The organism is Alcaligenes faecalis, from assembly GCF_002443155.1.
In the GTDB taxonomy this organism is placed as follows: Bacteria; Pseudomonadota; Gammaproteobacteria; order Burkholderiales; family Burkholderiaceae_B; genus Alcaligenes; species Alcaligenes faecalis.
On sequence record NZ_CP023667.1, the window covers coordinates 250,077 to 276,635 of the forward strand.

Sequence of the window (26,559 nt, forward strand, 5' to 3'; positions counted from 1 at the left end):
AGAAATCAGATAATGAGTACAAAGCCGCTTTATGAACAGCTTGCCGACAAGCTGACCCGCTACATTCGGGATGGACGTCTGAAACCGGGGGATCGATTGCCTACCGAAGCGGAATTGGGCGAGATGTTTGGTGTTAGCCGAATTACGGTGCGTCAGGGGCTGGCGATTCTGACGCGTAACGGCTTGATTGAACGCTTTGCCAGCCGGGGCACCTTTGTGCTGGAGCGCAAGAATACCGGCTCGTGGGAGCTGGGTTCCATCAATGATCTGGTGCAGCTGGGCAAAGACACCACCACCAAGATTGCCAGCTGGTCTTTGGTGCCACCACCTGCCGAGATTGCCGAGTTCTTTGCGTCCGATGAGCCGGTCTACAAGCTGCAAGCGGTGCGCTACAAATCAGCTGTCCCGCTTTATTTTGCAGAGAACTACTTGTTGCGCTCTATCGGCGAACGCATTCCGGCAGAGGCTCTGGAAACGCGCACCATGGTGGAGATGCTGACGTCCGTGCTGAATGTACCCATCAAGCATGCGCAAGAAGAGATCAGCATGGCTGACGCTTCGGCGGAGATGGCCAAGCAGCTGTGGATCAAGGAAAACCAGGCCGTGATCGTGCAGCGTATCGACTTGTTCGATACCGATGACAGGCCGGTGCAAAGCGGCAAGGGCTGGTGGCGCAGTGAGCATTTCAAGCGACGCTTCAAACTGAACTACGTCTAAGCCTGGAGCTTCGCACCAGGCCAGATCTTGCCGGTATGCCGGTTTACACAGGCAAGCGTTGCCCCTTGGCCTTGATACAGGACAGCACAATCTGCGAATGGATTTTGGTCACGCCGCGCAGCGTGTTGAGCTTGTGAATCACGAAGTTGGAGAAGGTCTCGAAGTTGCGCGTGCGTATGTGCAGCATGTAGTTGGCCTGCCCGGTCACGATGTAGGCATGCAGCACCTCATCCATGGTGGCCAGCGCCTTGCTCAGGTACTGATGTTCGCTCTCGTTGAGCTGCGCAATATTCACTTCCACAAAGGCTTCAATGGCAAAGCCCAGCTTGCTGGCGCTCAAGTTGGCGCTGTAGTTTTCGATCAGCCCTTCCTGCTCCAGAATTTTTACCCGTCGGTGGCAGGAGGAGGGGGAAAGGGCCACCAGGTCAGCCAGTTCCTGGTTGCTGAGCCTGCCGTTGTCCTGCAAAAGGCGCAGGATTTTCAGGTCTGTCTCGTCTAGTCTCATATTTTAGAATTATCTATGAAAAGGTTTTTTGAAAACCGAATTTTCTTTCAGATTTAATCATAATCTTCATCGCTTTGGAATAATTTGCCAAGGCCTCGGTGCTAGACTAAATGACGTAAAAAGCAGAATCGAGGAGCATGAACATGATTACCTTGCAGCAATGCGAGCAGTGGGATCAGGCCGATGAACTGGCTGCCTTCAAAGCCAAGTTCGACCTGCCACCCAATACGATTTATCTGGACGGAAACTCCTTGGGCGCCATGCCCCGGCACGCCATGGAGCGCGCCCAGGAAGTGATTGGCCAGGAATGGCGCACCGACCTGATCAATAGCTGGAACAAAGCAGGCTGGTGGACCTTGCCCGTGCGTCTGGGCGACCAGATGTCGCCGTTGATTGGTGCCGGCCAAGGCGAAACCATCGTCAGCGACAGCACCTCCGTGAACCTGTTCAAGGTGCTGGCCGCGGCCGTCAATTTGCAAAAAGAGCGCCATCCGCAAAAGAAAGTGATTCTGGCCGAGCGCGATTCTTTCCCTACGGATCTGTACATCATTGAAGGGTTTAACGCCTTCTTCGGTAAAGACTATAGGCTGGAGCTGATTGATGATCCGGCTGACCTGCAAACCGCGGTCAACGATGAAACGGCTGTGGTCGTGTTGTCCCATGTGAACTATCGCACAGGTTACTTGCACGATATGCAGGCGACCAACCGTCTGGTGCACGGGCACAATGGCCTGGTGATCTGGGATTTGTGCCATTCGGTGGGTGCCTTGCCTATCGAACTGAAAGACAGCGGTTCGGACTTTGCGATTGGCTGCACCTACAAGTACCTGAATGCCGGTCCGGGCGCACCGGCCTTGCTGTGGGTGAATCCTGAACTGATGGGCCAGATCAGCCAGCCTCTGTCAGGCTGGTGGGGGCACAAGCACCCCTTTGCCATGAGCCCGTCGTACGAAGCGGCCAATGGTATTGAGCGCTTTTTGTGCGGTACCCAACCCATTGTTTCCTTGAGCCTGGTTGCTTGCGGTGTGGACGTGTTCCTGCAAACCGATTTGCAGGCCGTGCGACGTAAATCCCTGGCCCTGACGGACCTGTTCATTAGCTTGGTGGAGCAGGAATGTGCAGAGTTTGGCCTGCGTCTGGTGACTCCGCGTGATCACCACTACCGTGGCAGCCATGTCAGCTTTGCGCACGAGCAAGGTTATGCAGCTATCCAGGCCCTGATTGCCCGTGGGGTGATTGGCGACTACCGCGAACCTGAAGTCATGCGCTTTGGTATTACGCCCTTGTACCTGTCGTTTGTGGATATCTGGCAGGCTGTGCAGCATATCAAGGCCGTGTTTGCGAATAAGGAATGGGACAAGCCGGCTTACAAAACACGCTCCAAGGTGACTTGATAACGGCGACAGAAAAATAATCATAGGGAGGAGACATGAGCCGATTTGAGCAAATTCAATCGCGCGAAGCCGGGCTGCATAAAAAACTGAGTGCCCGCCAAATGAGCATGATTGCGATCGGGGGCGCCATCGGTACCGGCTTGTTCCTGGGCAGCAAATTTGCCATTGGTTTTGCCGGTCCCGGTGTTGTACTGAGTTATGTGATTGGCGGCTTTATTGCTCTGGTCCTGATGGGCTGCCTGGCCGAGATGACGGTGGAACACCCCACATCAGGCTCCTTCGGGGCCTATGCAGAGTTCTATATCCATCCGCTGGCCGGGTTCCTGGTGCGCTACAGCTATTGGGCCTGCATTGTCCTGGCCGTGGGCACCGAGGTGACGGCGGTGGCGGACTATATGAAGTTCTGGTTCCCGGACGTCTCGCCCTGGATCTGGATCGCCTTTTTCTCGGCCGTGCTGATTGCGGTCAATGCTTACAGCGTCAAGGCGTTCGGCTCGGTGGAGTATTGGTTTGCCTTGATCAAGGTGTTCGCCATCATCGCGTTCATCGTGCTGGCTATCGGTATGTTGACGGGCTATTACAAGCCGGCGCAGGTGCAGGAAAACCTGTTCGGCCAGGGCGGCTTCATGCCCAATGGCTGGTATGGGGTGTGGGTAGGGGTGATCATTTCCATCTTCAGTTATCTGAGTATCGAGATGATTGCGGTGGCGGCGGGCGAGGCTGAAAACCCCGAGCAGGCCGTGCGTCAGGCCTTCAAGGCCACCATCTGGCGCTTGATCATTTTCTACCTGCTGTCCTTGTCCCTGATCGTGATGCTGGTGCCTTGGCAGGTGCTGGTTGCGGAAGGCACAACCAGTCCTTTCATTACCGTGATGCAGGCTGTGGGTATTCCTTACGCAGACAGCATCTTGAACTTCATCGTGATCATTGCGGCCCTGTCGGCCATGAACAGCATGCTCTACATTTCGACCCGCATGATGTTCAGCTTGTCGCGTGCCGGTGATGCGCCTGCGGCGCTGGGTAAAGTAGCTCGCAATGGTGTGCCCTTGAATGCCCTGGCCTTGTCGGCCAGCGGTGTGGCCGTGGCCGCGGTGGTGTATGCCTACAATCCGGAAACCGCCTTTCCGGTGATGATTGCCTTGTCCATGTTTGGTGCCTTGTTTACATGGGGCATGATTTTCCTGACCCATTTGTTCTTCCGCCGCCGCGTGGCTCAGGAAGGTGTGCAACTGCGCTTTCGCATGCCTGCCTATCCGATTGGCACCTTGTTGGGCCTGATCGGAATTGTGGCGATTTTGGTGACGACCTGGTTCATCAATATCTTCCATTACACCTTGCTGTTTGGTGTGCCGTTCCTGCTGGCCTTGGTGGTGATTTATTTTGTACGAGGACGCAAAGCAGCCTGACTCATTTGACGGTGCTGTGCTGTTGGAAAAAGCCCCTGCTTTTGCAGGGGCTTTTTCTTGCCTGTTCAGTCTGTGCCTGCCTCTATGGTGCTCGCTTATGCGCAGGGGTGGAGCAGGGCGCGTGCTTCAGGAGGGGCTGAACGGTGACTTTTTGATTTGTCTCAGCCATGGCTTTCTTTATTGCATTTACGAAATAGTCAAAAAGTGGAAAATGTATAGTTTGAGACTATTATGTCTCAATTAAGATTTTTTTCTCTCAAGGAAGCGTACCCGTGTCTTTGCTCTTGCCATCGACATGGCGACGTTCATGTGCAGTGTTTTATTCAATGCCTGGGGGAGGCAGTGAGTCGTCATGGAGGTCACGTGACCGATCAGAACAAATTGCGAGCAGTGGCAGGCAAGGGCTTGTTGGGGCCCGGCGCAGATGCGGCCTTTGGTCGCCTGGCAGCACCGGAGATTCGCCAGCGCGTGATGCTGGCGCATTGGGTGGCGCACAGCCGGGACAAGACCCAGCAGTATCTGGGTTTTCCGTTGGGCCGCATCATGTTGCAGCGCTGGATGCGCAGCAAGGCGGGCAGCCGCCGTATCGAAGCGTTTGGTCTGCCCCGCCACATCGTTCATGAAACCTTGGGCGAGCAGGCATTAACCCTGCATGTGAACCCGCGAGAGCTGATACGCATGGCCATTCAGGCCCCTCGCAAAGAGGAAAAACGACCTTTCTCTTTGGCCTTTATCTGGGAGGGAAGCTGGGACCAGCGGCGCGAAGATCTGCGTGTCGGAACGCGTTATTCCCTGATCAGCGATCTGGATGAAAATCGGCATCAGTTGGAGCAAACGGCGCGCTTCAAGAAGCTGATGAAGCGCATCGAGCAGGGCAATCCCTGGGAGTCGTATCAGCAAGGCGTGTTTCTGGATACGCCGGAAAAAATCATTGAATACCTGCGTATCTATCTGGGCTTTCTGGACGATATGGCCCGTGATGGTTTTGATCCCAAACGCGGCAAAGACGCCTTGGGCGTGGTGATCTCGCGCGATGGCCGCATTCTGAAAATCAATCGGGGCCTGCACAGGCTGGCCATGGCGCAGCGGCTGGGTCTGCCCAGCGTGCCCGTGCAGGTACGCCACGTGCACAGGTTCTGGTGGGATCGAGTGACCGCCGGGGCGACAGGAGAGCTGGCCTTGCATCGAATGCAGCAAGCCTTGCGCCGCTGTGTGCCTGAAACCCGGCCTGGCCCTCTGGATCGGGACCCGGATACCTTGCTGACGGAAGCATTCTGGCCTGCACCGCGTGTCGCCGGAGGCGTTTGAAAAATCACCCGCATAGTCATTATTCCATGGGTGAAATACGGTTTCCCACTGAATGACGTTACACTAGCGCACGCTCCACCCAGCGAGCGTGCCTGTTTGTTTTCCTGATCTCCAGTGGTTCAAAACAACAAGACCGACTCGTAACAATCTGGCCATCGCCTGGGCCCGATCAAGTCCTGTATTACCTAGGGGAAAAAATTATGACTGCAGCAAAACCTCGGCCACGCGAGGAATTGCTATTGCGACTTGTCAATGCGCTGGCGGATCAGCCACGCGCCTCCATGGGACAACTGGCCGGTTTGGTGGGCTTGAGTCGTGCAACCTTGTGCCGCTACTTTCCTTCCCGTGAAACCATGATGACGGAGATCTTCCAGGAGGGGGTTATCAGTGCCGAGCAGGCCATCGAGCGTGCCCGCCTGTGCGAGGGGCCGCCGCAAGAAGCCCTTCAGCGCCTCATACAGGAACTGCTACCCATTGTGGAGCTGTACATGTACGTGGAGCGCCAGTTGCAGGTAGAAGAAGACTCTACGGCCCGTACTGAAGCGGTGCGACAGGCTTTGATTCAGCAGTTTCAGCATTGGCAGGAAATTGGGGCCTTGCGCCGGGATTTGTCGGCCAGTTGGTTGTGTGAGTCCTTGTTTGCCTTGTTGAGCAAGGCCGCCCGATTGATACGGGCAGGCCGCCTGGCCCGCCATGATGCACCCCATAATGTGTTTTCCTTGCTGTGGGGCGGGATCGTTCATCCTTGATTGGTTTGCAAAAACCAGGTCTTGTGCTTTCCTGCTCTGGCGGATTACGCTGCTTGCTGGTGCAGCATGGAAATCCGGAGGCAATGGCATGAAACACACAATCGCACGATTCTCTTTGAGCTTTTCCCTGCTGATGGCGGCAGGTGGCGCACAGGCTGCATTGGAGCTGGGTACTCCCGCGCCGGACTTCACGGTGCAAGCCGCCCTGGCCGGTAAAACCTTTGATTTCTCCTTGAAAGAGGCGCTGAATAACGGGCCGGTCGTGCTGTACTTTTATCCGGCCGCGTTCACTAAAGGTTGCACGATCGAAGCGCATACCTTTGCCGAAGCCATTGATGAGTATGCCTATTTCGGTGCCACGGTCATCGGGCTTTCCGCAGACAATATCGACACTCTGAAAGACTTTTCCACCGGCCCTTGCGGCAGCAAGTTTGCGGTGGGCGCCGATACCACTGGCCAGGTCATCAAGGCTTATGATGCAGGCTTGGGAACCCATACGGAACGGGCCGCGCGCATGTCTTATGTGATCTCGCCCGAGGGCAAGATTGTGTATGAATACACGGCCATGGACCCCGATGAGCATGTCAGCAAGACCTTGCAGGCCGTGCGCGATCTGGCGGCGCAGCAAGGGACAAAATAAGCGCTTGGCTTGATGCTGGTTCGGGAGGAAAGCAAGCCGCGCAGGACACGGGGCTTGCTTTTTTGTGGCTTATTTTTGCAGTCGCTTGAGCATGTACGGCACGCTCAAAAACAGAATGGCCGCAATATAAAAACCCACTGCAATCGGACTTTCCAGCAGCACCAGAAAATTTCCCTGTCCGGCTGCCAGGGCCGTTCGCAACTGATTCTCGGCCAAGGGCACCAGAATCAGACCGATCAGCAAAGGCGCAATGGGAAAGCCATAGACCCGCATGATGTAGCTGACCACGCCCAGGCCGGCCATCATGGCCAATTCAAAGGTGGAGCCGGACACGCCCCAGATGCCGATCATGGCAAAGACCAGAATCCCGGCATAAAGCTGCGGTTTGGGGATATAAAGCAGACGCACCCATAGGCCGACCAGCGGCAGGTTCAGCACCAGCAGCATGGCGTTGCCGACATACAGCGAGGCAATCAGGCCCCAGACCAGTTCAGGATTGCTGGAAAACAGAAAAGGTCCGGGCTGCAGGCCGTAGTTTTGAAACGCAACCAGCAAAATGGCGGCAGTGGCGGATGTGGGCAAGCCCAGCGTCAGCAAGGGCACCAGAATTCCGGCTGCGGCGGCATTATTGGCCGCTTCGGGACCGGCAACGCCTTCGATCGCACCGTGTCCAAACTCATCCTTGTTCTTGGACAGGTTTTTTTCCAGTGAATAGGACAGCATGGTGGGCAATTCTGAGCCCCCGCCAGGAATCGCCCCCATCGGGAAACCAATGACCGTGCCACGCAACCAGGGCTTCCATGAGCGGGCCCATTCATTGCGTGTCATGAAGGCTTTGCCACTGATGGGGATGATCTGCTCGTCGTTGTGACGAAAGCGGCTGGCCACGTACAGAATTTCTCCTACCGCAAAGACCGAGACCAGCACCACCGTCAGCTCAACACCATCGAGCAGGTCGGGCAGCCCGAAGGTCATGCGAGCCTGCCCGGTCATGGCATCGATCCCGATCACGCCCAGTGCCAGGCCCAGAAACAAGGAAATAAAACCACGGACGCGGGAAGCTCCCATCACCACAGCGACCGAGGTAAAGGCCATGATGGTCAGGGCAAAGTAGTCTGCCGGTGTGAAGATAAAGGCCAGCTCGGCAACGACCGGAGCGGCAAAGGTCAGCGCCAGGGTAGCGATAGTGCCGGCAATAAACGAGCCAATCGCGGCCGTGGCCAAGGCCGCCGCGCCCCGTCCACGGCGCGCCATCTTGTTGCCTTCCAGGGCCGTCATCATGGAGCCGGCTTCACCGGGGGTGTTGATCAGAATGGCAGTGGTCGAGCCTCCATACATGGCCCCGTAAAGCACCCCGGCGAACATGATGAAGGCCGAGACCGGGCCGACGGAGACGGTGACTGGCAGTAGCAGGGCAATGGTCAGCGCCGGGCCAATGCCGGGCAGGATGCCAATGGCCGTACCCAGCACCGAACCAATCAAGGCCCACATCAGGTTCATGGGCTGCAGGGCTACCTCAAAGCCGTGCAAGAGCAAAGAAAGCGTATCCATTACAGCCCCGCCACAGGAAGAAAGCCGCCCAGTTGCAAACCCAGGCGGCCAAACAGAAACCAGCAGGCGCTGCCCAGCACAAAGCCGGAGAGCAGATCCAGCAGCACGCGACGTGAACCCAGAGCACGTGCCACCAGCATGAAACACACTGAGGCCGTGAGTGGCAGGCCCAAAGGCTCCATCATCAGGCTGGGCAGCACAGCAGCCAGCAGGACGGTCAGAAAGGGCCCCTTGTCCATGCCAGGATCCTGGGCCAGCTCTTCCTTGTCGAAGGCGGTGCCATGATGCATTTGCAGCAGGAACAAAATACCCAGAACAATCAGTCCCACGCCGACCAGCGCAACGAACAGGCCTGGGCCAATCGCGGCATATTGTGCGCTGAGGGTCAGGGACATGGAGGCATAGAGACAGACGGCACCCGCCAGGATGACCGCCAGCCCCAGCCACCAGGGCTGACGCGAAGTTGCACTCATGTGTGTTCCCCGACTTGCTTTACTGGATCAAGCCCGCGTCTTGCAGGATGGTCGTGGTGCGCTCGGTTTCTGCCTTGATGAAGTCACCGAATTTGTCGCCGGCCAGAAAGTACGGCTCCCAGCCCAGACGTTCCTGCGTTGCTTTCCATTGTGGTGCTTCGCTGAGCTTGGTGAAGTGGTCAATCCACAGCTGATAGTTTTCTTCAGGCATGTCGACCGAGCCCAGAATGCCCCGCCAGTTGGCAATTTCGACCTTGTATCCGGCTTCGGTGAACGTGGGAACCTGTTCCAGACCTCTCATTCGCTTGTCCGAGGAAATTGCCAGAATGCGGATGCGGCCGCTGTCGGCAAATTGCTGGAACTCGGACGCTCCCGAGATTCCGGCCTTCAGGGTCCCGTTGACGATGCTAGTCACCGTATCGGCACCGCCGGCTTGCGGGATGTAGTTCAGGGCTTTGACGGGCACCTGGCCTTGTTGTGCCAGCAAGGCCAGGGCAATGTGATCCGTACCACCGGCAGAGCCACCGCCCACGGGCATGGCTCCAGGGTTGGCCTTCATCGCTTGTACAAAATCATCCAGGTTTTCATAGGGGGAGTCGGCTTTGACCGCCAGCACAACGTATTCCGCTGTCAAACGCGCCACAGGTCGGAATTTGCTCAAATCGATGGGGGATTTGTTCATGGCAATCGAGCCGACCGTGATCGCACCGAATACAGCCAGGGCATCGGCTTTGCCCTTTTGCGAACGCTGGAAGTCGGCCAGGCCAATGGTGCCGCCGGCACCGCCCTTATTGGTGAAGCTGACGGTGCCGGTGTAGATGCCAGCCTCATTCATGGCCTGCATGGATTGGCGGCCTGTGGAATCCCAGCCTCCGCCTGGATTGGCAGGCAGCATCATGCTGAGCTGGGCTTGCGCAGTGACTGCAGCCCCCAGCAAGGTAGCGGCCAGCAAGGGACGCAGAAAGCGATGAAGTTTCATGTCATGTCTCCTGAATAAGTGTGCACGCAGGCACCTGATTTTTTTTAGTTGTTCGCTCCTGATATTACCCTATGCGTAAAGCCGTTGAATGCAGCGTGCAATTGATGATGGAGGCACTGATGAAAATGTTCATACGAACATTTTTACGTCATAAAACTTTCATCTGAGCGTCACCGACTCGTAACGTCGCGTTCCTACACTGCCGGGTATTCAAACGAAACCCATACGCCGTGTTATGAACCTATCTGTCAGGCAAAGCATTATTGTGGATTTGCTGGCCGCCCAAGGGGCGGTGTCCGTTGATGGCTTGGCCTCGCATTTCGGGGTGACGCCGCAGACTATCCGGCGCGACCTGAACCACTTGTATGAAGCCGATCTGGTGCGCCGCCGCCATGGGGGTGCCGAACTGAACGTGGTCGAGCGCAATGTGCCTTTCCAGACGCGCCGCATTACCCATTTGCAAGCCAAGGCCCGTATCGGCCGAGCCGTTGCCAAATTGATTCCTCCCGGTGCCAGCCTGCTGCTGGGCTTTGGCACGACCCCCGAGCAAGTTGCCCTGGCGCTGGCCGACCATCGTGATCTGACCGTAGTCACCAACAACATCAGCGCGGCTTTGGCCCTGTCCCACAATATGAGCCACCGCGTGGTACTGACGGGAGGCGAATTACGCCAACCTAACCCCGAAATTCTGGGCCCTGGTGCCGAACGTCTGTTCAACAGTTTCAAGGCCGACTTCGGGGTGTCCGGGGTAGGGGGCTTTGATTCGGACGGCGCCTTGCTGGACTTTGACATGGCCGAGTCCGATTGCCACAAAGCTTTGCGCGGCAATTGCCGTGTGCGGATTCTGGTGCTGGACCACACCAAGTTTGGCCGTCGTGCGCCTGTGCGCAGTGGCTCTTTGGATGATGTGGATATTCTGGTCAGTGACCAACCTATTCCCGAGCCTTATCGCGAGCAAATTCCTGCACGCATTCAGGTCGTGGTTGCCGACGAGGTGCAGGCATGAGTCGCGCCGCTATTGAGCTGCAAGGCATAGGCAAAGCCTGGGGTGAACAGGCTGTGCTCAAGCAGATGGACCTGTCCATTCAGGAAGGCAAGTTCACGGCCTTGCTGGGGCCTTCGGGCTGCGGAAAATCCACCTTGCTGCGCATTATTGCCGGGTTGGAAACACCGGATCAGGGTCGCCTTCTGATCAATGGGCAGGACGCCACTTATCTGGAGCCCGCCAAGCGTGGCTTAAGCATGGTGTTCCAGTCCTACGCCTTGTTCCCGCATCTGAATGTGGTCGACAACATCTTGTTCGGCCTGCAAGTACGCCGGGCTGATCGTCAGCAGCAAAAAGAGCGGCTGCGTGAAGCCTTGGCGCTGACCAATCTGGAAGGTCTGGAAGAGCGCAAACCTGGCCAGCTTTCGGGCGGGCAGCGGCAGCGTGTCGCCTTGGCGCGCAGCATTGTGTCGGGTCATCGCATTTGCTTGATGGACGAACCGCTCTCGAACCTGGATGCCAAGCTGCGTCACACCGTGCGCCATGAAATCCGTGCCTTGCAGCAGCGCCTGGGCTTGACCGTTGTGTACGTCACGCACGACCAGACCGAAGCCATGGGCATGGCCGATCACGTGGTGCTGCTCAATGCCGGACATATCGAGCAGCAGGGCAGCGCCCAGGATTTGTACGGCCAGCCCAATAGCGTCTTTACCGCCGGTTTTATCGGCAGCCCACCCATGATGATGATTCACAGCGACCACGTTCCCGTGGAGCTGTGGCCGTCGCGCCGTCAGTACGACCAGCCGCATCGTGTGCTGGTGGGCGTGCGCCCGGAGAACCTGAACTTGCACGAAGCGGGCGAGCAGCATGTGGCCGCCACCGTGGTGCATCAGGAGTTTCAGGGCGCCGATGCCTATGTGTACGTGCAGCTTGATGACGGCCATACCCTGATCGTGCGCGCGCCGCACAGCCGCAGCGTCGAGGCGGGCGCTCGCTGTGGTTTGAGCTGGAATCCCGTTCACGCTTTTTACTTTAACCAGGACAGCGGGGCTCGCCTGCCGACTCCGTCAGCGGATGCTCTGACTGCTGCTCCTTTCGCTGTTCCTCCTGCTGTTCTTCCCTAAACGTATTGCGAGTCTACTCATGTTGAAGAATTGTCTGCTTGCCACCTCCAGCGCCCTGTTGATGGGCCTGGGCGCCAACGCCCATAGCGCGGTGGAATTGACCATGTATTACCCCATTGCCGTGGGTGGTCCGCTGACCGATGTGGTCGATGGAATGATCAAGGACTACCAGGCCCAAAACCCGGAAGTCAAAGTGAAAGCCGTGTACTCCGGCAATTACGACGAAACCCGTGTGCGTGCCTTGTCGGCCCTGCGTGCAGGCGAGCCGGTGCAGTTGTCTGTGCTGGGTGCATTGGACACTCATGATCTGGTCGAACAAGGCCTGGTTGAAGCCTTTAGCGATGTGGCCCAGGACGCCCCCAGCCAGGATTGGCTGAAAAGCTTTTACCCTGCCTTGATGGCTAACGGCACCTTGGAAGGCAAGGTCTGGGGCATTCCATTCCAGCGCTCTACCATCGTCATGTTCTACAACAAGGACATGTTCCGTGAAGCGGGCCTGAATCCGGACCAAGCGCCCAAAACCTGGGACGAACTGGTGCAAACCGCCCAGAAGCTGACCAACGATCAGCACCACGGTTTGATGATCCCTTCGACCGGCTACCCCTACTGGATGTTCCAGGCCATGGCCTTGCAAAACGGCCGTCAGCTGATGAATGAAGAAGGCACACAGGTCTACTTCAATGATCCCAAGTCGGTTGAGGCTCTGCAGTTCTTCCACGACCTGGCCTACAAGCACAAGGTCAGCCCCACCGGCACCATTGAATGGGGCACGCTGCGCCAGGCTTTTGTGCAGGGCAAGACCGCCATGATGTGGCACACCACGGGTAACCTGACAGCCGTCAAGAATGAAGCCAAGTTCGACTTTGGTGTCGCCATGCTGCCTGCCAAGGAAAAAGCGGCTTCGCCTACCGGCGGTGGCAACTTCTACCTGTTCAAGGGCGCTAACGACGAGCAGAAGAAAGCGGCTCTGGATTTCGTGCGCTGGATGACGGCCCCTGAACGTGCTGCCGACTGGTCCATGGCCACGGGTTATGTGGGTGTCAGCCCGGCCGCCTACGAAACGCCTGCTCTGGTCGAGTACGCCAAGACCTTCCCGCAGGCACTGGTGGCTCGCGATCAGTTGGCCGTAGCCTCGCCCGAGTTTGCGACTTACGAGACAGCGCGTGTACGTGAGCTGCTGTCCAACGCCGTGCAAGCCGTGCTGACCAATGCCAAGACGCCCAAGGCCGCTCTGGATGAAGCCCAGGCTGCCGCAGATCGTCTGCTGCGTCCTTTCAACTAAGCAGGTGCAGGAATGGCTGAACCATTGCGTGTGCTGCGTAAAGAGTGGGTATTTGCGTACCTCTTGTTGACGCCGCTGTTTGTGCTGCTAAGCGTGTTTGCCTTTATCCCGGCGCTGCACACGTTCTGGTCCAGCCTGTTGAGTAAAGGCACGGCTCGTCGTCCGGCCCAGTTCGTGGGCATGGACAACTACGATGCCATGCTGGCTGACCCGACGTTCTGGCTGGTTCTGAAGAACAATCTTTGGTACGCGGCGATTGTGATTCCGGTGTCCATGGCCCTGGCCTTGTTGATGGCCTTGTGGGCCAACCGGGCCATGAGCATGCGGGCCTGGGTGCGTTGTGCTTACTTCACGCCCACCATGCTGCCCATGATTGCTGCCGCCAATCTATGGCTGTTTTTCTACACACCGGATCTGGGTTTACTGGATCAGATTGCCAAGCTGTTTGGCGCCGGGGCCACCAACTGGCTGGGCCAGCCGCAAACCGCCTTGGGCGCGGTCATGGTGGTGACGATCTGGAAAGAAGCCGGTTTTTTCATGATCTTTTATCTGGCGGCCTTGCAAACCATCCCGCCCGAGCTGCGCGATGCCGCTCGTCTGGAAGGCGCGACCCGTTGGCAGTATGGCCGCCGTGTGCTCTTGCCCTTGCTGGCACCCACGACCCTGTTCATTTTGATCAACGCGCTGATCAACTCGGTCAAGCTGGTTGATCACCTGTTTATCCTGACCAAGGGCGGCCCCAATAATGCCTCCAAGCTGATGCTGTACTGGATCTGGGAGACCGCCTTTGCCTATATGGATACGCCTAGTGCCGCCGTGCTGACGGTTGTGCTCCTGCTGGGGCTGGGTGCCGTCGCTATTTTTCAATTCCGCTACGCTGAACGACGCGTGCACTACCAGTGATGAACATGGACACTGTTTTGACCGCCCCAGGCCGCCCGCTGCGTTTGCCCTCTCTGGATACGGTAGGGGCACACGCTTTGGCCCTGCTGTGGATTGCACCCCTGCTGTACGCCTGCTGGGCTGCATTTCGTAACCCGTCCGCTGCCTTGAGTTTTGACTGGAGCGCAGGCTGGACTTTGGACAATTTTTCTGCGGCCTGGGACCGTGCGCCCTGGCTGCGCTACATCTTCAACACCACCGTGCTGGTGCTGACCATTCTGGTCGGGCAGTTTGTGCTGTGTACCCTGGCCGCTTACGCCTTTGCCCGCTTTCGTTTCTTTGGCAGTCAGTTTTTGTTCATGCTGTTGCTGTTGCAGTTGTTCATCCTGCCCGAAGTGCTGATTGTGGAGAACTACCGCATGGTGGCCTTGCTGGGCTGGACGGACACGGTCTGGGGCATGGGTGTGCCTTATATGGCCAGTGCCTTTGGTGTGTTCTTGTTGCGCCAGGCTTTCAAGCAAGTGCCACGTGAACTGGAAGATGCGGCGCGCCTAGAAGGCTGCAGCCGCCTGGGTGTGCTCTGGCGGGTGTATGTGCCGCTGGTCAAGCCTGTATACCTGGCTTACGCCCTGGTGTCGGTGTCTACGCACTGGAACAATTTCCTCTGGCCTTTGGTGATCAGCAGCTCTGACCACACCCGGCCTTTGACAGTGGGTTTATCCCTGTTTGGCGCACCGGAAAGTGGTGTCAGTATCTCCCTGATCAGTGCCGCCACATTAATGACTATCTTGCCGCTTTTGCTGGGCTTTTTACTGTTTCAAAAGCAGTTCATGCAGGCCTTTTTACGCGCCGGCATTCGTTAAGGAATTCTGATGAAGATCATCCAGTTTTCGGATCTGCACATTACCCCGCCCGATGGCCTGTTGTTTGGCTCGGACCCTCTGGATCGCTTGCGTAGCTGTGTGGAACACGTCAACCGCCACCATGCCGATGCGGACTTGTGTGTGCTGACGGGCGACCTGACCCACGCCGGTCACCCACGTGCTTACGAGCGTCTGCGTGAAGGTTTGCAGGTCTTGATTCCGCCCGTGCGTCTGATGATGGGCAACCACGACAGCCGCAGCGCATTTCATAGCGTGTTTCCACAGGCCACAAGCGATTTGCCCGGTTTTGTGCAAAACGCGGAAACCATGGGTGACTGGCGTCTGATTTATCTGGACACTTTGGAGGACGGCTACACCAACGGCTACTTGTGTACGCGGCGTCTGGAGTGGTTGCAGCAGGAGTTGGCCGCGCATAGCGGGCCGGTGATGCTGTTTTCCCACCATCCTTTGCCCGCCTTGCAGTACCCGTCCATGGACTGGCTGCGCTTGAGCAATGCCCCGGATCTGTTGCCTGTACTGAAAGCACATCCCGCGCCCGTGCATTTGTTCTCCGGCCACGTGCATCGCTGCGCCAGCGGCGTGTGGAACGGCCTGCACTTTGTGACGGTGAATGGCACCAACCATCAGCACGAACTGGATCTGGAGCGTGAGGGGGCGGCTACGTCCACTTTTGAGCCGGCCAGCTATGCGGTGATCTTGCCCAATGCAGATGGTCTGACTGTGCACTTCCAGCCCTTCGGTTACGAAGAGCTGCGCTTTCCGTACACCGGCGATTTACGTGCCTTGAAATGCATTTGATCCACGCTGTGCCATAACAGCGCTGCCTTGTTGAACACGGCTCCCGATTCCTGGAGGCAATCCAGAGATCGGGAGCCGTTTTTTACGCTCTGGCCCTGTGCTGCTTAGAAGGAGTAACGCAGGTTCAGCATGGCATTACGCGGTGCGCCGTAATAGCCGGTGTAGAAGGTCTGATCCAGCGCGCTCAGGTACTTGCGGTTGAACAGATTGTTGACGTTCAAGGTGGCCGTCAATTGTTTGCTGAAGTCGTAGCGGCCCATCAGGTTGACCACGGCGTAGCTGCTTTGCTCGCCGGTGACGGTCTTGCCCAAATCCCACGGTGTGGCGGTGAAATGGATCTGGCTTTGCCAGTTCACACCACCTCCAATCGTCAGGCGATTCCAGCTGCCGGGCAGGCGGTAGGTGGTCCACAGCTTGGCCATATGGCGTGGCACCAGGGTTTTGATGCGCTCGCCCTGGGCGTCTTTGGTCTGGCTGTAGGTGTAGCTAAAGGCCATGTTCCAGCCATCGAGCAGCTCGCCCGTCACTTCCATATCCAGGCCCTGCGTTTTGGCGCCTTTGACAGCGGTGTAAGCCGCTTCGCGCTCGGTGCCCGGCACGATAAAGCCACTGTCGGCCACAGCCAGATTGTCCTGGCGGATTTCGTACAGCGCAATGCTGCTGTTCACGCGACCGTCCAGCATCTCGCTTTTCAGGCCGATTTCGTAGTTATCGCCTTTGCGCGGGTCCAGAAAGTTGCCGCTGCGGTCACGATAGCTTTGTGGTTTGAAGATGCTGGTGTAGCTGGCGTAGATCGAATGCTCTTCATTCAGGTCATACACAATGCCTGCATAGGGGGTGAAGACATTGTCTTCGTGCATGGTTTTCAGGCTGTTATTCCTGGCCAATGCTGGGTCGGGATACTGCTGGGACAGGCTGTAGCGATAGTTGCTGATGCGGGTGCCCAGAATCACGGCCAGATTGTCGCTGGGCTTCAAGCGCAGCGCGGTATAGCCGCCGTATTGCTTGACGGACAAATCGTAGTCAAACAGTTTCTCGCCGGAGATGTTCGGGCGGGCAGGATCGTTGTCCCACTCGAACATATTGTTCACGGCGGTGCCTTCAATACCGGCATAGCGCATAGGTTCGTGGAAGTTGTCGTACTTGGACGAGTTAAAACCCAGCACCAGCTCATGCTCGCGTCCGAAGAGCTGGAACGGGCCTTTCACATTCACATCAAAGCTGGTTTGACGTTGCTTGGCGCTGGAGACACCGCCATACAGCTTCACGCCTTTGCCGGTGACCGGGTCTGGGTAACCCCAGGAGGCATCGGCACGCTGACCGCTGCGTCGGCCTTCCATATGGTTCAAAGACAGTGCCAAAGCCCAATCGTTAGGCAGTTGCTGGTCCAGCTTCAGGAAGCTGTTCGTCACCTCCATGGTGTTGGAGCTCCAGCGTGCGCCGGGGCTGGTGTGTACGTCGTAATCGATCTGCTCGCCCGTGTTGTAGAACAGAGGCAGGCCCGAGCCGGTGGAGCCACGCGGATCGTTCTTTTGATAATCCAGGCCCAAGGCCACCAAAGTGGTGTCCGTAATATCCGCTTCCAGAACGCCGTAGACAATATCTTTCTTGGTCTTGAAGTAGTCCATGTAGCTATTGCCTTCCTGATGTGCTCCCACCAGACGGCCACGCAAGCGGCCGCTGTTGAGCAAAGGCCCGCTCAAATCGACCTGTGCCCGCATCTGATCCCAGGAGCCATAGCCCACTTCGGCATGGCCCTGGAAGTCTGCTGTAGGGCGCTTGCGCACCATGTTCACAACGCCAGATGGGTCGCCTGCGCCGGTCAATAGACCAGAGGCACCACGCAGCACTTCCACCCGGTCATAAATCGCCATATCCGCCAGCCCCTGGGGAATGTTCTGGCTGACGATATCGGACAAGGTGGACAGGCCGTCCAACTGATAGTTGTCGATAGCATAGCCACGCGAGTAGATGGTGTAGCGGTCGCTGCCTATGTGCTGGATGGAAATACCGGGCGTTTGTTGCAGCACGCTGCCGATATTGTCCAGTGACTGGTCTTCAATGCGCTGGCGAGTCATGACACTGACAGTTTGTGGTGTTTCGCGTAGCGTCATGTTCAGCCTGGTGGCCGTGGTGGTAGCGCCGTGGCTGGCATAGGTCTGGCTGCCTTCTGTCACGGGCAGGCGACGGCCCACGACACGCACCGGGTCCAGCATGGTGGCGTCCGTATTGGGGCGCGACAGGGTGATGGTGTTGTTCTCGCGCCGGTACTCCAGGCCAGAACTTTGCAGCAGGCTGCGCAGGGCCTCTTCCGGGCGCATGCGGCCCTGAATGGGCGTCGTGCTCAGACCTTGCACCAGCGAGGGCGAGAAAAACACCTGTAGCTGGGTTTGCTCGGCCAGTTTCAGCAGGGCTTCGGACAAGGGCTGGGCAGGAATGTGGATAGGAACAGGATTGTCCTGAGCCAGGGCAGGGGCGCTGGTACTGGCCAGCATCAAAGCGAGCAGGACGGGACGCAGGCGGGGTAGAAAAGCGGTTCGGTTCACGGTGCAGGTTCAGGGTAGGGGCGGGCATCACGGTGCCCGGATTCAGATATGTTCTTCAAACGTGATGTTGAGGAACGCTGAATCTAAATACGAGTCAGTCTTAATAAACCCCTCAGTCTGAATCGTTTTGTTTGAAACAAATAGTAACTATGGGACGCTGCTCAGCAGCACGCTGCCATCGCCTTGAGTTTGTGCTTGTAGTGGCAGAATCTGTTGCAGGGCCTGGAGCACCACGCTTTGTTCGTCCAGTAGAAACGAGGCGGTGACACGCTGTTGGCCGATCTTGGCATCAGCGATCCGAATGGGTTGCTCGCGGTAGCGGTTGAGTTCCGCAACGACCTCCGACAAGGACAGATCACGCACAATCAGGCGGCCTTGCCGCCAGGCGGTGGCAGCGGCCACATCAACTTCGGGCTGGATACTCAGACCCTCCTCGGGCGACACGGTGGCGCCCGAGCCTGCGGCCAGATACCGGGTCTGGCGATTCCACCAGCGTCCGCTGGACACTTCCACACTGCCGCTTTCAACCAAGACTTTGACCTGCTCGGCATCGCGGCGCACTGTAAAGCTGGTGCCGGTAACGCGCACCACGGTATTGCCTGCTTTGACGATGAAAGGGCGTTGCGGGTTGGATGCCACGGCACACATCACTTCGCCCTGAATCAGGTCCAGGTGACGGCTGTCTTCATAAAACCGCAGCTCGGCCTGTGTGCCGGTATTCAGTTCCAGGCTGGAGCCGTCCGGCAGGGGAACCCAGCGGCGCTCGCCCACACGTGTTTGCAGGGAGGCGGCGTAGACAGCCTGGGGACTGAGCAGCAGGCCGGCCAAACCGGCAGTGCCGGCCACGGCGACCAGTGCGCCAGTATGGCGGATCAGTTTGCGGCGGCGCAGATCGGGCCGAACAGGCACCTTGTCGCCATACAGCAAGTTGACCAGGTCCTTGTCCAGCGTGCTGGCCAAAGAGCTGAGCTGCTCTACCGCCAGAAATTCCCGCTCGTTTTCCGGATCGGCCTGCAGCCAGTCTTCCAGGGCTTTTTCATCGGCTGGAGTAAAGCGGCCCGAATGCAGGCGGGCCGACCATTGGGCGGCGGCTTCGGCAGGGGAGGTGGCATCACAGGGGTAGAAGGGAGATTCAGAACTCATCGCGCAGGCGCTCGCGGACAAATTGGCTGGCCAGCGCAATATAACGCTCCACACTGGCAATGGACAGTTTCAGGTGGCGGGCAATTTCAGCTTGGGTCCAGCCTTCGATGCGATTCAGCACAAAAGCCCGTCGGTGATTCAAAGGCAGCTCTTCCAGGGCCGCCACCAAGGCACGGCGCAACTGCTCCGCACTGGCATGGGCATCGGCCCCGTCGGTGACCGGGTGGGCGTCTTCATGCAGCTCTTCCCAGGCCAGGTGCTGGAAGCGGCTATTGCGACGCCACAGATCAATGGCCCGATGACGCGCAGACCTGTACAGAAAATTACGGGCATGGGCTGCCGTCAGCGTTTTCTGATCTTTTTGGAGCAAGGCCTCCACGGCGTCATGAGCGACGTCCTCCGCGTCCGCCGCGCTGCCAAAGCGGCGCAGACAGGACTGCATGAACTCGCCATAACAGGCCAGCCAGCTTTTGCGGGAGAGGTCCGAGTTGGACATGAGGACGGGAGCTTGAATGACAAAAAGCAAATTATTGCAAATAGTTCTCATTAACTCAATGAGACTTTTTCTGCTGGCGGCATGGCGTGACGCGAGCGTGCAACGCCGATCGGGAACTTGCCGCGAAAAAACGCCATGTCCGGCGAAAAGCTTTGTTGTTTCATACAAGATCGTTATACTTGCGAACTATCAGGGGGAGTAGCTTACTTTCCGGTGCATCGTCATCACGGCAATCCGTGTTTTTCACGCATTCCCGGTGCCCGGGCAGCCTTAGGGTTGCAAGCAAGACCTTGCCATTAATGGGCAAGGTGTATCCTCTACAAAGAGATGGCCTGTGTCCTTAATGGATCAGGCCATTTTTGTTTTGTACAACATCCGTCATTTTCTCGTTGTACAGTCATGCAAGATGGTCGTCAGCTTTCAATCAAACAATATGAAAAGGCGGTCTTACACATGATGGAGTTTTTGCAAACAATGAGTTGGGCGGCAGTATTTCAGATCATCCTGATCGATATATTGCTGGGGGGCGATAACGCCGTGGTTATCGCATTGGCTTGCCGTAACTTGCCCGCCCAACAGCGTGTCAAGGGTATTTTGTGGGGTACGGCCGGCGCCATTGGCCTGCGCGTGGTCCTGATTGCCTTTGCCCTGACCTTGCTGGCCGTGCCTTACCTGAAAGTGGTGGGTGCCTTGCTGCTGGTCTGGATCGGCGTCAAGCTCTTGATTCCTGAAGAAGATGGTCACGGTAATGTTGAGGGTGGTGCCACTTTGTGGAAAGCCGTTAAAACCATCATCATTGCCGACTTTGTGATGAGTCTGGACAACGTGATCGCGATTGCCGGTGCGGCTCAAACAGCAGATCCGGATCATCAGATCGGTCTGGTTATCTTTGGCTTGGTCGTGAGTGTGCCTATCATTATCTGGGGTAGCACCCTGGTTCTGAAGCTGATTGATCGCTTCCCTATCGTGGTGACCTTCGGCGCCGCGCTGCTGGGCTGGATTGCCGGTGGCATGATCGTGACGGATGTGAAATTCGTCGAGTTCTTCGGTGAAGCCTCCACCAGCACCAAGCTGATTGCTGAAGTGGTGGGTGCCTTGCTGATCGTTGCCCTGGGTCATGGCATTGCCGCGGCCAAGCGCAAGAAAGCTGCCCAGGCCTGAAATTGAAACAGCAGGTGTAGAACCGGCGCCGGGGGCTTCGCTTCCGGCATGGTTCTGGGTTAAGCTCAAACGATTTTCTAAAAAAAGGAGTACACCATGGCACAAGCCTCCGCACGCCACATTCTGGTCAGCACCGAAGAGAAAGCGAACGAACTGAAAGCCGCTATCGAAGGTGGTTCTGACTTTGCTCAGGTGGCCAAGGAAAATTCCAGCTGCCCATCGGCCCGCATGGGCGGTGAGCTGGGAACATTTGGCCGTGGCCAAATGGTGCCCGAGTTCGATCAGGTTGTGTTCAGCGCCCCCGTTGGCGTTGTACAAGGCCCCGTCAAGACTCAGTTCGGCTACCACCTGGTAGAAGTGACTGCACGTCAGGACTGATACGATCAGGCCCGAAAAAACCCGCTACGGCGGGTTTTTTTGTGCATGCTGACCTGGTGGCTGGCGATTGGGTGTAGGGCCGGGCAGGGCTTATACATAAAAAGTCTGGACATTTGCTTGCAAGCTGCGCAGTATGCCAGCCATACCGGCTCACGGCCTTGTCGCCGTGTTGTTCGCTTACCGTGAGCGAATCAGCCCATTCTTATAAAGAAATCCGATGAAACGCACCGATATGGAAAAACTCAGCGCCGTCAAACTGCTGAGCAATGTAAAAAAAGCGGGTACGCCACACCGCTTTGCAGGTGATTCCGCCGTGGCCGATCGGCGCGAACAACGTCGTCTGGATCAGGCCGCTGGTCTGGTGTCCTTTCCTGTGAAGCTGACCCAGCCCGTCATTGATGCCGTGCGCGCTCGTGCTGCCGAACAAGGCGTATCGACCAATGAAGTGATTGACCGCCTGCTGGCCCAAGCACTGGAGCTGTAATCCATGCAGATTTGGGTTGATGCGGACGCGTGTCCCGTCGTCATCAAGGAAATTCTGTACCGTGCCGGGCAGCGTTGGAGCCGCCATGTGATCCTGGTGGCCAACCAGATGCTGCGCACCCCGCCATCGCCCTGGTTGCGGGCGGTGCAGGTGGCGCGGGGCTTTGATGTGGCGGATGACTACATTGTCCAGCACGCCAGCGTGGGAGATCTGGTAATTACCGCTGATATCCCCCTGGCCGCCCAGGTGCTGGAGCGCAAAGCCCTGGTCCTGACCCCCAGAGGCGAACGGCTGGATGCCAATAGCATAGGCGAGCGCCTGGCCATGCGCGACATGATGGAAGAGCTGCGCAGCACTGGCGTGGATATCGGAGGCCCGGCCCCCTTCAGTCAGGCCGACCGACGCGAGTTTGCCAACGCATTGGATCGCCTGATGATGAGCCTGAAAACGGCTGCGAGATCGTAAACAGACTTGCCATCCCCCCGGTCCTTGTGTGAGCCTGTCGCTAAATTGAAATTTTTAAAGTGAAGTATGTAATGACAGACTCCAACCGCCCCCTGATGAATTTGACTGGCCTGAATGAGGCCGTCGCCCAGTTCGCCCGCGAGCGTGAGTGGGACCAGTTCCATAGCCCCAAAAACCTGGCCATGGCCCTGACCAACGAAGTGGGCGAGCTGATCGAAATCTTCCAATGGCTGACAGAAGACCAGTCCCGCGAGGTTGGTAACGATCCGAAAACCGCCGAAGCCGTGCGCGATGAGCTGGCCGACGTGCAGATCTATTTGAGCCGTCTTGCAGTCGTTCTAGGTGTGGATATGAACGAAGCGGTCACGAATAAGCTGGTGAAGAATGCGCAGAAATACCCCGCTGATAAGGTGCGGGGGACGAACAAGAAATATACGGAGTTGTAAAAGGGGCTAGGGATTACAGCTCCCCCAGCATTTCCTCTACAAATCGTTCCATCCGCGCGTGTCGTTCATGCGCGATTTCCTGTCCGCGCCTTGTCTGAAAACCTTCGGCCAATTTGAATAATTTGGCCGGGAAGTGATCCAGTGCGTAGTGCTTGTCATCCAGAGGGCGACTCTCTGCTTTTGGATCTTCCGGCTCATACAAGCTGGAGCCCATTCGCCCTGCGGTATAGAAGCAGCGAGCGATCCCTAAAGCACCAATGGCATCCAGACGGTCCGCATCCTGCAAGATGCGGGCTTCCAGGCTGACCGGCGTTATGTTGGCTGAAAAACTATGGCTTTTGATCGCTTGGCCCACGGCTTCACAGTCCTGCTCGGACCAGTCCATCCTGGTCAGGATGTGTTGCGCTTGCTCCGCTGACAGAGTGGAAGCGCGCGAACGCAGGGGCGAGTTTTTTTCTACCGCCACGCAGTCGTGCAGCACCGTTGCTGCCAGCAAAATCCGCAGATCCCCACCTTCTTTTTCCTGAATCGCACAGACGTTCTTCCAGACGCGCTGCAAGTGTGATTGGTCATGGGAGCCGTCGTTGTGACTGGTGCTGCTGTGGGGCAGGAGTTGGGCGGCAAGCTCGTCGAAGGGGTGGAACAGGCTGGACATGGCTATGGTTCGCTGTAAAGGGTGCCACAGCATAACGCGAAGCAGCAGGGGCAGGACAGGCTCAAGAAAAAGGGCTGCCAGTGGCAGCCCTGAAGATGAGTTGCAGTTGTTAGAGTTAGAAGTTGCTCAGCCCCAGATCACTGACCGAGTCGGCCCAATAGTTCAACTGCTGATCCACATAGATCGTGAATTTGGCAGGGCTATTGGTGACCAGTGTCGCGCCGTTTCCTTCCCAGATTTCCTTGATCTTGTCGGTATTCAAGGCACGATGGATGCTGTCTGCCACGCTTTGCACAGTGGCATCCGGCACATCTCCTTGCATGAAAATACCGTACCAGGTCTGGGCGCTGATCTCGTCCATGCCCAATTCCTTCAAGGTAGGCACATCCGGCAAGGCAGGAGCGCGTTCGGGGCTGGAAACGGCCAGGGCGCGCAAGCGGCCATTGCGTATCTGCGCCACGGCCGACGGCATGGTCTCGAACATGAAGTCCACCTGATCGCCACTGATCAGCGCCATGACAGCCGGGCCGCTGCCTTTGTAGTGCACGGCAGTCATGGTGGTGCTGGCTTTCTTTTCCAGCTTGCCTGCCATCAGATGCAGCATGGTGGCGACGCCGCTGGTGCCATAGTTCACGCCAGCGCCTTGCTTGGCGGCGGCCAGCAGGTCGTCCACGCTGTGATAGGGCGAATTGGCGTTCACCACCAGCACATTAGGCATGGCAGCAATCAGGGTGACGGCTTTCAGGTCTTTGCGGGTGTCGTAGGGGAAGTTCTTCAACACGGCAGGCGCAATCATGTGATGCACGGCACCGAACAAGAGCTGATTGTCTGCGGGGCTGGAGTTGGCCACCATGCTGGCACCCAGCACGCCGCCTACGCCTCCTTTATTTTCTACAACAACGGTTTGACCAATTTCAGTGCCCAGCGCCTCGGCCAGGGGACGGGCCAGGGTATCGCCCGACCCTCCTGCGGCAGAGGGGACGATCAGCCGCACTGGGCGCTCGGCCCAGGCGGGGGGAGCTGCCCAGCTTTGGGGCGCGGCAGCAAAGATAAAACTGAGGGCAAGTACAACACGGGACCAGGGTTTCATGTTTTTTTACCTCCTCGGTAGTCGTCGGTTTCAGCCTTTGCCGGAGCCCAGGCTGCCGGGGTTGCTGCGCAGCTTGTCGATTTGATCTTGTCGTGGTGTCAGCCCCAGGCCGGGGGCTTCGGGCATGCGCAGCCAGCCTTGTTCGGGCTGAGGCAGGCCGGTGTAGATTTCGGCCATCATGGCGCTAGCCGCCAGATGCCATTCCACATCGCCGCCATTTAACAAACCGCAGTGCAGGTGACCGTTGTGAGAGGGGAAGGCCCCGCCATTGGCGACGGACGCGTTAAAGCTTTCTGCCAGGGCGAAGATCTTGCGGGACTGAGTGAAACCGCCGGAGATCAGCACGTTGGGCTGCAGAATATCCACGGCTTGCTGCATCAGCAGATCCCGGAAACGATAGGATTGGCCTTCGTTCTGGCCAGCGGCAATGGTGATGCCTGTACTTTGACGCAGCTCGCGCAGGCGGCCTGTGTCGTTCTGGGTGATGGGTTCTTCAAAAAATCCGACGTCCAGATCACGGGCATGGCGGGCGATGGCTTTGGCATGCACGTAGTCCAGGCTGCAGTTGCCGTCGATGTACAAAGGGATGCCGGCGGGAATGGCCTCGCGCACCAGACTCATGCGGCGCATGTCCTGGCGGATCAGGTCGGCCAGCGGGCGCGGTTCGTCGCGACGTTGCAGACCGTGATGGCCTACCACCATCTTCAGGCCCTTGAAGCCTTGATCCACGCAGTCGCGTGCCACTTTGACCAACTCTTCTTCACCCAGAAAGGCAAAGCCAAAAGTCGCGTAGGCAGGCACTTTTTCTCGGGCACCGCCCAGCAGTTTCCATACCGGCAGACCCAGGGCTTTGCCCTTGATGTCCCACAAGGCAATGTCCAGGGCAGAGATGGCGTGCATGGCATAGCCGGTCTGGCCACGAGGGCACACGTTCCAGTACATGCGGTCCCACAGGCGCTCGGTGTTCAAGGGGTCTTGCCCAATCAGGTCGCTGGCCAGAATATCGTTGATGGTGCTGGCAACGGGGTGCTCTTCGGTAATGGCGCTCAGTCCATAGCCGGTGATGCCTTCATCGGTCTCGATTTCCACATGACAGATGGCAAGGTTGGTGGGTTTTTGGATGCCCGCGCTATCGAACTTGAAAGGTACGTTCAAGGGAATGGCGCGTACTGCCGTGATCTTCATTTTCCTGTCTCCTCACGCTTTTTGAATGCGTTTGCATGTAATTGTTTTAGGTTTATAGCGTTTTGTTGTAAGCGTGATCAATGGTGTAAACCCTTGATTTTATTGATATATAAAAGCGTAATCTGATATATCAAAAGGGGTTTCTGGAGCTTTTTGGATGCTCTTTAGTGGAGGGTTTGCAGCATCAGTAGATTCGTTGGGAAACGAGAGTTCACGCGTTTTCTGTGGTGCTTGGAAGCAGCGCAGAGACTTGCTGATTAAATAGGTAGAGCGGGCTGGGAGGCGGTAACCAGGGGCGGGTTTTTACGCCTTGTGCAGATCGTTGTGAAACGCGTTCGATGGACTTGACGAAAGAGCGATCCTTTAAAAAAAGCCCAGCCAAGCAGGGCAGCTTGGCTGGGCTTTTTCTGTATCGCGAAGCAGGAGCAGCGGGTGGACTATTTACCTCGCAGCAACTGCATCTGACGGCGATCCTTTTTCGTTGGGCGGCCAGCATCAAAATCCAGTGCAGGCTCGGGAGCCAGACGACGTTGTTCGGCGGCCTGGGCGCGCCGTGTGCTGCTTTCTTCCGTTTCCTGATACAGCTGGCGGGCAACCGGGGCAGGGCCACGCACGCCGCTTAATGCGGTGACATGAACCTCCATGGCCGGAGTTTCTTTGCGCAGGGTAATCACATCACCAATGGAGACTTCACGGGCAGGCTTGGTGTTTTGCTGATTCAGCAAAACCCGCCCTTTGGTGATCTCTTCAGAAGCCAAGCTGCGCGTCTTGTAAAAGCGCGCTGCCCAGAGCCATTTATCCAGTCGTAATTTGTCCATGCGCTATTGTAAATC

At 57.3% G+C, this 26,559-nt stretch carries 28 protein-coding genes; 17 read left to right on the forward strand and 11 right to left on the reverse strand.

The features are described 5' to 3' along the window. Positions 1–12: 12 nt before the first annotated feature. On the forward strand, positions 13–717 hold the full coding sequence (locus tag CPY64_RS01150; protein WP_042482702.1) for a GntR family transcriptional regulator: 705 nt from the start codon (positions 13–15) through the stop codon (positions 715–717). Positions 718–760: 43 nt separating this feature from the next. Here CPY64_RS01150 and CPY64_RS01155 read toward each other — a convergent pair whose 3' ends face one another. Further along, positions 761–1,222, reverse strand: coding sequence for an Lrp/AsnC family transcriptional regulator (locus CPY64_RS01155; RefSeq protein WP_042482705.1), 462 nt, complete (start codon positions 1,220–1,222; stop codon positions 761–763). Between the two features lie 143 nt (positions 1,223–1,365). On the opposite strand from CPY64_RS01155, the gene kynU reads away from it, so the two are divergent. From kynU to CPY64_RS01180, 5 genes are all read left to right on the forward strand, one after another. Continuing rightward, a complete protein-coding gene (gene kynU, locus CPY64_RS01160) occupies positions 1,366–2,616 on the forward strand; it encodes a kynureninase (RefSeq protein ID WP_042483524.1) in 1,251 nt (416 codons plus the stop codon). Between the two features lie 35 nt (positions 2,617–2,651). Then, positions 2,652–4,022: an amino acid permease gene (locus CPY64_RS01165; RefSeq protein WP_042482708.1), complete on the forward strand. Its 1,371-nt coding sequence runs from the start codon at positions 2,652–2,654 to the stop codon at positions 4,020–4,022. A gap of 363 nt (positions 4,023–4,385) precedes the next feature. Then, positions 4,386–5,330 (forward strand): hypothetical protein, encoded by a 945-nt coding sequence (locus CPY64_RS01170; RefSeq protein WP_042482713.1) that lies wholly within the window; start codon positions 4,386–4,388, stop codon positions 5,328–5,330. Between the two features lie 200 nt (positions 5,331–5,530). Next, a complete protein-coding gene (locus CPY64_RS01175; protein ID WP_123794702.1) occupies positions 5,531–6,079 on the forward strand; it encodes a TetR/AcrR family transcriptional regulator in 549 nt (182 codons plus the stop codon). Between the two features lie 88 nt (positions 6,080–6,167). Next, positions 6,168–6,719 (forward strand): peroxiredoxin, encoded by a 552-nt coding sequence (locus CPY64_RS01180; protein ID WP_042482719.1) that lies wholly within the window; start codon positions 6,168–6,170, stop codon positions 6,717–6,719. Between the two features lie 69 nt (positions 6,720–6,788). Here the strand turns inward: CPY64_RS01180 and CPY64_RS01185 are convergent, their stop codons facing one another. The 3 genes from CPY64_RS01185 to CPY64_RS01195 are packed head-to-tail and all read right to left on the reverse strand — an operon-like array spanning position 6,789 to position 9,722. Continuing rightward, the gene (locus CPY64_RS01185) at positions 6,789–8,270 is read right to left on the reverse strand and encodes a tripartite tricarboxylate transporter permease (RefSeq protein ID WP_042482722.1); all 1,482 of its coding nucleotides are present in this window, start codon (positions 8,268–8,270) and stop codon (positions 6,789–6,791) included. After that, the gene (locus CPY64_RS01190) at positions 8,270–8,743 is read right to left on the reverse strand and encodes a tripartite tricarboxylate transporter TctB family protein (RefSeq protein ID WP_042482726.1); all 474 of its coding nucleotides are present in this window, start codon (positions 8,741–8,743) and stop codon (positions 8,270–8,272) included. Before CPY64_RS01190 ends, CPY64_RS01185 begins: the two co-directional genes overlap by 1 nt. Before the next feature lie 19 nt (positions 8,744–8,762). Then, complete coding sequence (locus tag CPY64_RS01195; RefSeq protein ID WP_042482729.1) at positions 8,763–9,722, reverse strand: Bug family tripartite tricarboxylate transporter substrate binding protein; 960 nt, start codon at positions 9,720–9,722, stop codon at positions 8,763–8,765. A gap of 235 nt (positions 9,723–9,957) precedes the next feature. Here CPY64_RS01195 and CPY64_RS01200 point away from each other — a divergent pair, with 235 nt between their 5' ends. From CPY64_RS01200 to CPY64_RS01225, 6 genes are read left to right on the forward strand one after another with little or no spacing between them, the layout of a single operon-like run. Next, positions 9,958–10,728: a DeoR/GlpR family DNA-binding transcription regulator gene (locus CPY64_RS01200; RefSeq protein WP_042482734.1), complete on the forward strand. Its 771-nt coding sequence runs from the start codon at positions 9,958–9,960 to the stop codon at positions 10,726–10,728. Next, on the forward strand, positions 10,725–11,831 hold the full coding sequence (locus CPY64_RS01205) for an ABC transporter ATP-binding protein (protein ID WP_042482737.1): 1,107 nt from the start codon (positions 10,725–10,727) through the stop codon (positions 11,829–11,831). Before CPY64_RS01200 ends, CPY64_RS01205 begins: the two co-directional genes overlap by 4 nt. 19 nt (positions 11,832–11,850) lie before the next feature. After that, positions 11,851–13,113, forward strand: coding sequence for an ABC transporter substrate-binding protein (locus CPY64_RS01210; protein WP_042482740.1), 1,263 nt, complete (start codon positions 11,851–11,853; stop codon positions 13,111–13,113). A gap of 12 nt (positions 13,114–13,125) precedes the next feature. Further along, positions 13,126–14,016 carry a carbohydrate ABC transporter permease gene (locus CPY64_RS01215; protein WP_009463182.1) on the forward strand — a complete coding sequence of 297 codons (891 nt, stop codon included), beginning with the start codon at positions 13,126–13,128 and terminating at the stop codon, positions 14,014–14,016. After that, positions 14,016–14,858, forward strand: a complete 843-nt coding sequence (locus CPY64_RS01220) for a carbohydrate ABC transporter permease (protein ID WP_042482744.1) — start codon at positions 14,016–14,018, stop codon at positions 14,856–14,858. Before CPY64_RS01215 ends, CPY64_RS01220 begins: the two co-directional genes overlap by 1 nt. A gap of 9 nt (positions 14,859–14,867) precedes the next feature. After that, the gene (locus tag CPY64_RS01225) at positions 14,868–15,677 is read left to right on the forward strand and encodes a phosphodiesterase (RefSeq protein WP_042482748.1); all 810 of its coding nucleotides are present in this window, start codon (positions 14,868–14,870) and stop codon (positions 15,675–15,677) included. 104 nt (positions 15,678–15,781) lie between these two features. Here CPY64_RS01225 and CPY64_RS01230 read toward each other — a convergent pair whose 3' ends face one another. The 3 genes from CPY64_RS01230 to CPY64_RS01240 form a co-directional block, all read right to left on the reverse strand. Then, entirely contained in the window at positions 15,782–18,223 is a 2,442-nt protein-coding gene (locus CPY64_RS01230) for a TonB-dependent siderophore receptor (protein ID WP_042482749.1), read from the reverse strand. 147 nt (positions 18,224–18,370) lie between these two features. Continuing rightward, positions 18,371–19,366 (reverse strand): FecR family protein, encoded by a 996-nt coding sequence (locus CPY64_RS01235; protein ID WP_042482752.1) that lies wholly within the window; start codon positions 19,364–19,366, stop codon positions 18,371–18,373. Next, the gene (locus CPY64_RS01240) at positions 19,356–19,862 is read right to left on the reverse strand and encodes an RNA polymerase sigma factor (RefSeq protein ID WP_042482755.1); all 507 of its coding nucleotides are present in this window, start codon (positions 19,860–19,862) and stop codon (positions 19,356–19,358) included. The genes CPY64_RS01235 and CPY64_RS01240 overlap by 11 nt, the downstream gene beginning before the upstream one ends. A 453-nt stretch (positions 19,863–20,315) precedes the next feature. Between CPY64_RS01240 and CPY64_RS01245 the strand changes: the two genes are divergently transcribed. The 5 genes from CPY64_RS01245 (at position 20,316) to CPY64_RS01265 (ending at position 22,796) form a co-directional block, all read left to right on the forward strand. Next, positions 20,316–21,023, forward strand: a complete 708-nt coding sequence (locus tag CPY64_RS01245) for a TerC family protein (RefSeq protein WP_042482758.1) — start codon at positions 20,316–20,318, stop codon at positions 21,021–21,023. A 96-nt stretch (positions 21,024–21,119) separates the two neighbouring features. After that, positions 21,120–21,401 (forward strand): peptidylprolyl isomerase, encoded by a 282-nt coding sequence (locus CPY64_RS01250; protein WP_009463196.1) that lies wholly within the window; start codon positions 21,120–21,122, stop codon positions 21,399–21,401. Between the two features lie 217 nt (positions 21,402–21,618). Then, positions 21,619–21,885 carry a hypothetical protein gene (locus CPY64_RS01255; RefSeq protein ID WP_042482763.1) on the forward strand — a complete coding sequence of 89 codons (267 nt, stop codon included), beginning with the start codon at positions 21,619–21,621 and terminating at the stop codon, positions 21,883–21,885. Between the two features lie 3 nt (positions 21,886–21,888). Next, positions 21,889–22,350 (forward strand): YaiI/YqxD family protein, encoded by a 462-nt coding sequence (locus tag CPY64_RS01260; RefSeq protein WP_042482768.1) that lies wholly within the window; start codon positions 21,889–21,891, stop codon positions 22,348–22,350. Between the two features lie 71 nt (positions 22,351–22,421). Continuing rightward, complete coding sequence (locus tag CPY64_RS01265; protein WP_042482771.1) at positions 22,422–22,796, forward strand: nucleotide pyrophosphohydrolase; 375 nt, start codon at positions 22,422–22,424, stop codon at positions 22,794–22,796. 13 nt (positions 22,797–22,809) lie between these two features. On the opposite strand, the gene CPY64_RS01270 is transcribed toward CPY64_RS01265, so the two are convergent. The 4 genes from CPY64_RS01270 to CPY64_RS01285 form a co-directional block, all read right to left on the reverse strand. Further along, entirely contained in the window at positions 22,810–23,451 is a 642-nt protein-coding gene (locus CPY64_RS01270) for an HD domain-containing protein (RefSeq protein WP_042483528.1), read from the reverse strand. A gap of 115 nt (positions 23,452–23,566) precedes the next feature. After that, entirely contained in the window at positions 23,567–24,541 is a 975-nt protein-coding gene (locus tag CPY64_RS01275; RefSeq protein WP_042482778.1) for a Bug family tripartite tricarboxylate transporter substrate binding protein, read from the reverse strand. Between the two features lie 30 nt (positions 24,542–24,571). Then, positions 24,572–25,726 (reverse strand): mandelate racemase/muconate lactonizing enzyme family protein, encoded by a 1,155-nt coding sequence (locus tag CPY64_RS01280; protein WP_042482783.1) that lies wholly within the window; start codon positions 25,724–25,726, stop codon positions 24,572–24,574. 437 nt (positions 25,727–26,163) lie between these two features. After that, positions 26,164–26,544: an RNA-binding S4 domain-containing protein gene (locus tag CPY64_RS01285; RefSeq protein WP_042482785.1), complete on the reverse strand. Its 381-nt coding sequence runs from the start codon at positions 26,542–26,544 to the stop codon at positions 26,164–26,166. Positions 26,545–26,559: the final 15 nt, after the last annotated feature.

Bases quoted from the DNA above. Each gene is read 5' to 3' on its own strand.
- CPY64_RS01215 (WP_009463182.1), top strand. From the start codon at position 13,126: ATGGCTGAACCATTGCGTGTGCTGCGTAAAGAGTGGGTATTTGCGTAC.
- CPY64_RS01260 (WP_042482768.1), top strand. From the start codon at position 21,889: ATGCAGATTTGGGTTGATGCGGACGCGTGTCCCGTCGTCATCAAGGAA.
- CPY64_RS01270 (WP_042483528.1), bottom strand. From the start codon at position 23,451: ATGTCCAGCCTGTTCCACCCCTTCGACGAGCTTGCCGCCCAACTCCTG.
- CPY64_RS01190 (WP_042482726.1), bottom strand. From the start codon at position 8,743: ATGAGTGCAACTTCGCGTCAGCCCTGGTGGCTGGGGCTGGCGGTCATC.
- CPY64_RS01205 (WP_042482737.1), top strand. From the start codon at position 10,725: ATGAGTCGCGCCGCTATTGAGCTGCAAGGCATAGGCAAAGCCTGGGGT.
- CPY64_RS01225 (WP_042482748.1), top strand. From the start codon at position 14,868: ATGAAGATCATCCAGTTTTCGGATCTGCACATTACCCCGCCCGATGGC.
- CPY64_RS01200 (WP_042482734.1), top strand. From the start codon at position 9,958: ATGAACCTATCTGTCAGGCAAAGCATTATTGTGGATTTGCTGGCCGCC.
- CPY64_RS01285 (WP_042482785.1), bottom strand. From the start codon at position 26,544: ATGGACAAATTACGACTGGATAAATGGCTCTGGGCAGCGCGCTTTTAC.
- CPY64_RS01155 (WP_042482705.1), bottom strand. From the start codon at position 1,222: ATGAGACTAGACGAGACAGACCTGAAAATCCTGCGCCTTTTGCAGGAC.
- CPY64_RS01195 (WP_042482729.1), bottom strand. From the start codon at position 9,722: ATGAAACTTCATCGCTTTCTGCGTCCCTTGCTGGCCGCTACCTTGCTG.
- CPY64_RS01185 (WP_042482722.1), bottom strand. From the start codon at position 8,270: ATGGATACGCTTTCTTTGCTCTTGCACGGCTTTGAGGTAGCCCTGCAG.
- CPY64_RS01265 (WP_042482771.1), top strand. From the start codon at position 22,422: ATGACAGACTCCAACCGCCCCCTGATGAATTTGACTGGCCTGAATGAG.
- CPY64_RS01165 (WP_042482708.1), top strand. From the start codon at position 2,652: ATGAGCCGATTTGAGCAAATTCAATCGCGCGAAGCCGGGCTGCATAAA.
- CPY64_RS01255 (WP_042482763.1), top strand. From the start codon at position 21,619: ATGAAACGCACCGATATGGAAAAACTCAGCGCCGTCAAACTGCTGAGC.
- CPY64_RS01220 (WP_042482744.1), top strand. From the start codon at position 14,016: ATGAACATGGACACTGTTTTGACCGCCCCAGGCCGCCCGCTGCGTTTG.
- CPY64_RS01250 (WP_009463196.1), top strand. From the start codon at position 21,120: ATGGCACAAGCCTCCGCACGCCACATTCTGGTCAGCACCGAAGAGAAA.
- CPY64_RS01275 (WP_042482778.1), bottom strand. From the start codon at position 24,541: ATGAAACCCTGGTCCCGTGTTGTACTTGCCCTCAGTTTTATCTTTGCT.
- CPY64_RS01245 (WP_042482758.1), top strand. From the start codon at position 20,316: ATGATGGAGTTTTTGCAAACAATGAGTTGGGCGGCAGTATTTCAGATC.
- CPY64_RS01240 (WP_042482755.1), bottom strand. From the start codon at position 19,862: ATGTCCAACTCGGACCTCTCCCGCAAAAGCTGGCTGGCCTGTTATGGC.
- CPY64_RS01210 (WP_042482740.1), top strand. From the start codon at position 11,851: ATGTTGAAGAATTGTCTGCTTGCCACCTCCAGCGCCCTGTTGATGGGC.
- CPY64_RS01180 (WP_042482719.1), top strand. From the start codon at position 6,168: ATGAAACACACAATCGCACGATTCTCTTTGAGCTTTTCCCTGCTGATG.
- kynU (WP_042483524.1), top strand. From the start codon at position 1,366: ATGATTACCTTGCAGCAATGCGAGCAGTGGGATCAGGCCGATGAACTG.
- CPY64_RS01150 (WP_042482702.1), top strand. From the start codon at position 13: ATGAGTACAAAGCCGCTTTATGAACAGCTTGCCGACAAGCTGACCCGC.
- CPY64_RS01280 (WP_042482783.1), bottom strand. From the start codon at position 25,726: ATGAAGATCACGGCAGTACGCGCCATTCCCTTGAACGTACCTTTCAAG.
- CPY64_RS01235 (WP_042482752.1), bottom strand. From the start codon at position 19,366: ATGAGTTCTGAATCTCCCTTCTACCCCTGTGATGCCACCTCCCCTGCC.
- CPY64_RS01175 (WP_123794702.1), top strand. From the start codon at position 5,531: ATGACTGCAGCAAAACCTCGGCCACGCGAGGAATTGCTATTGCGACTT.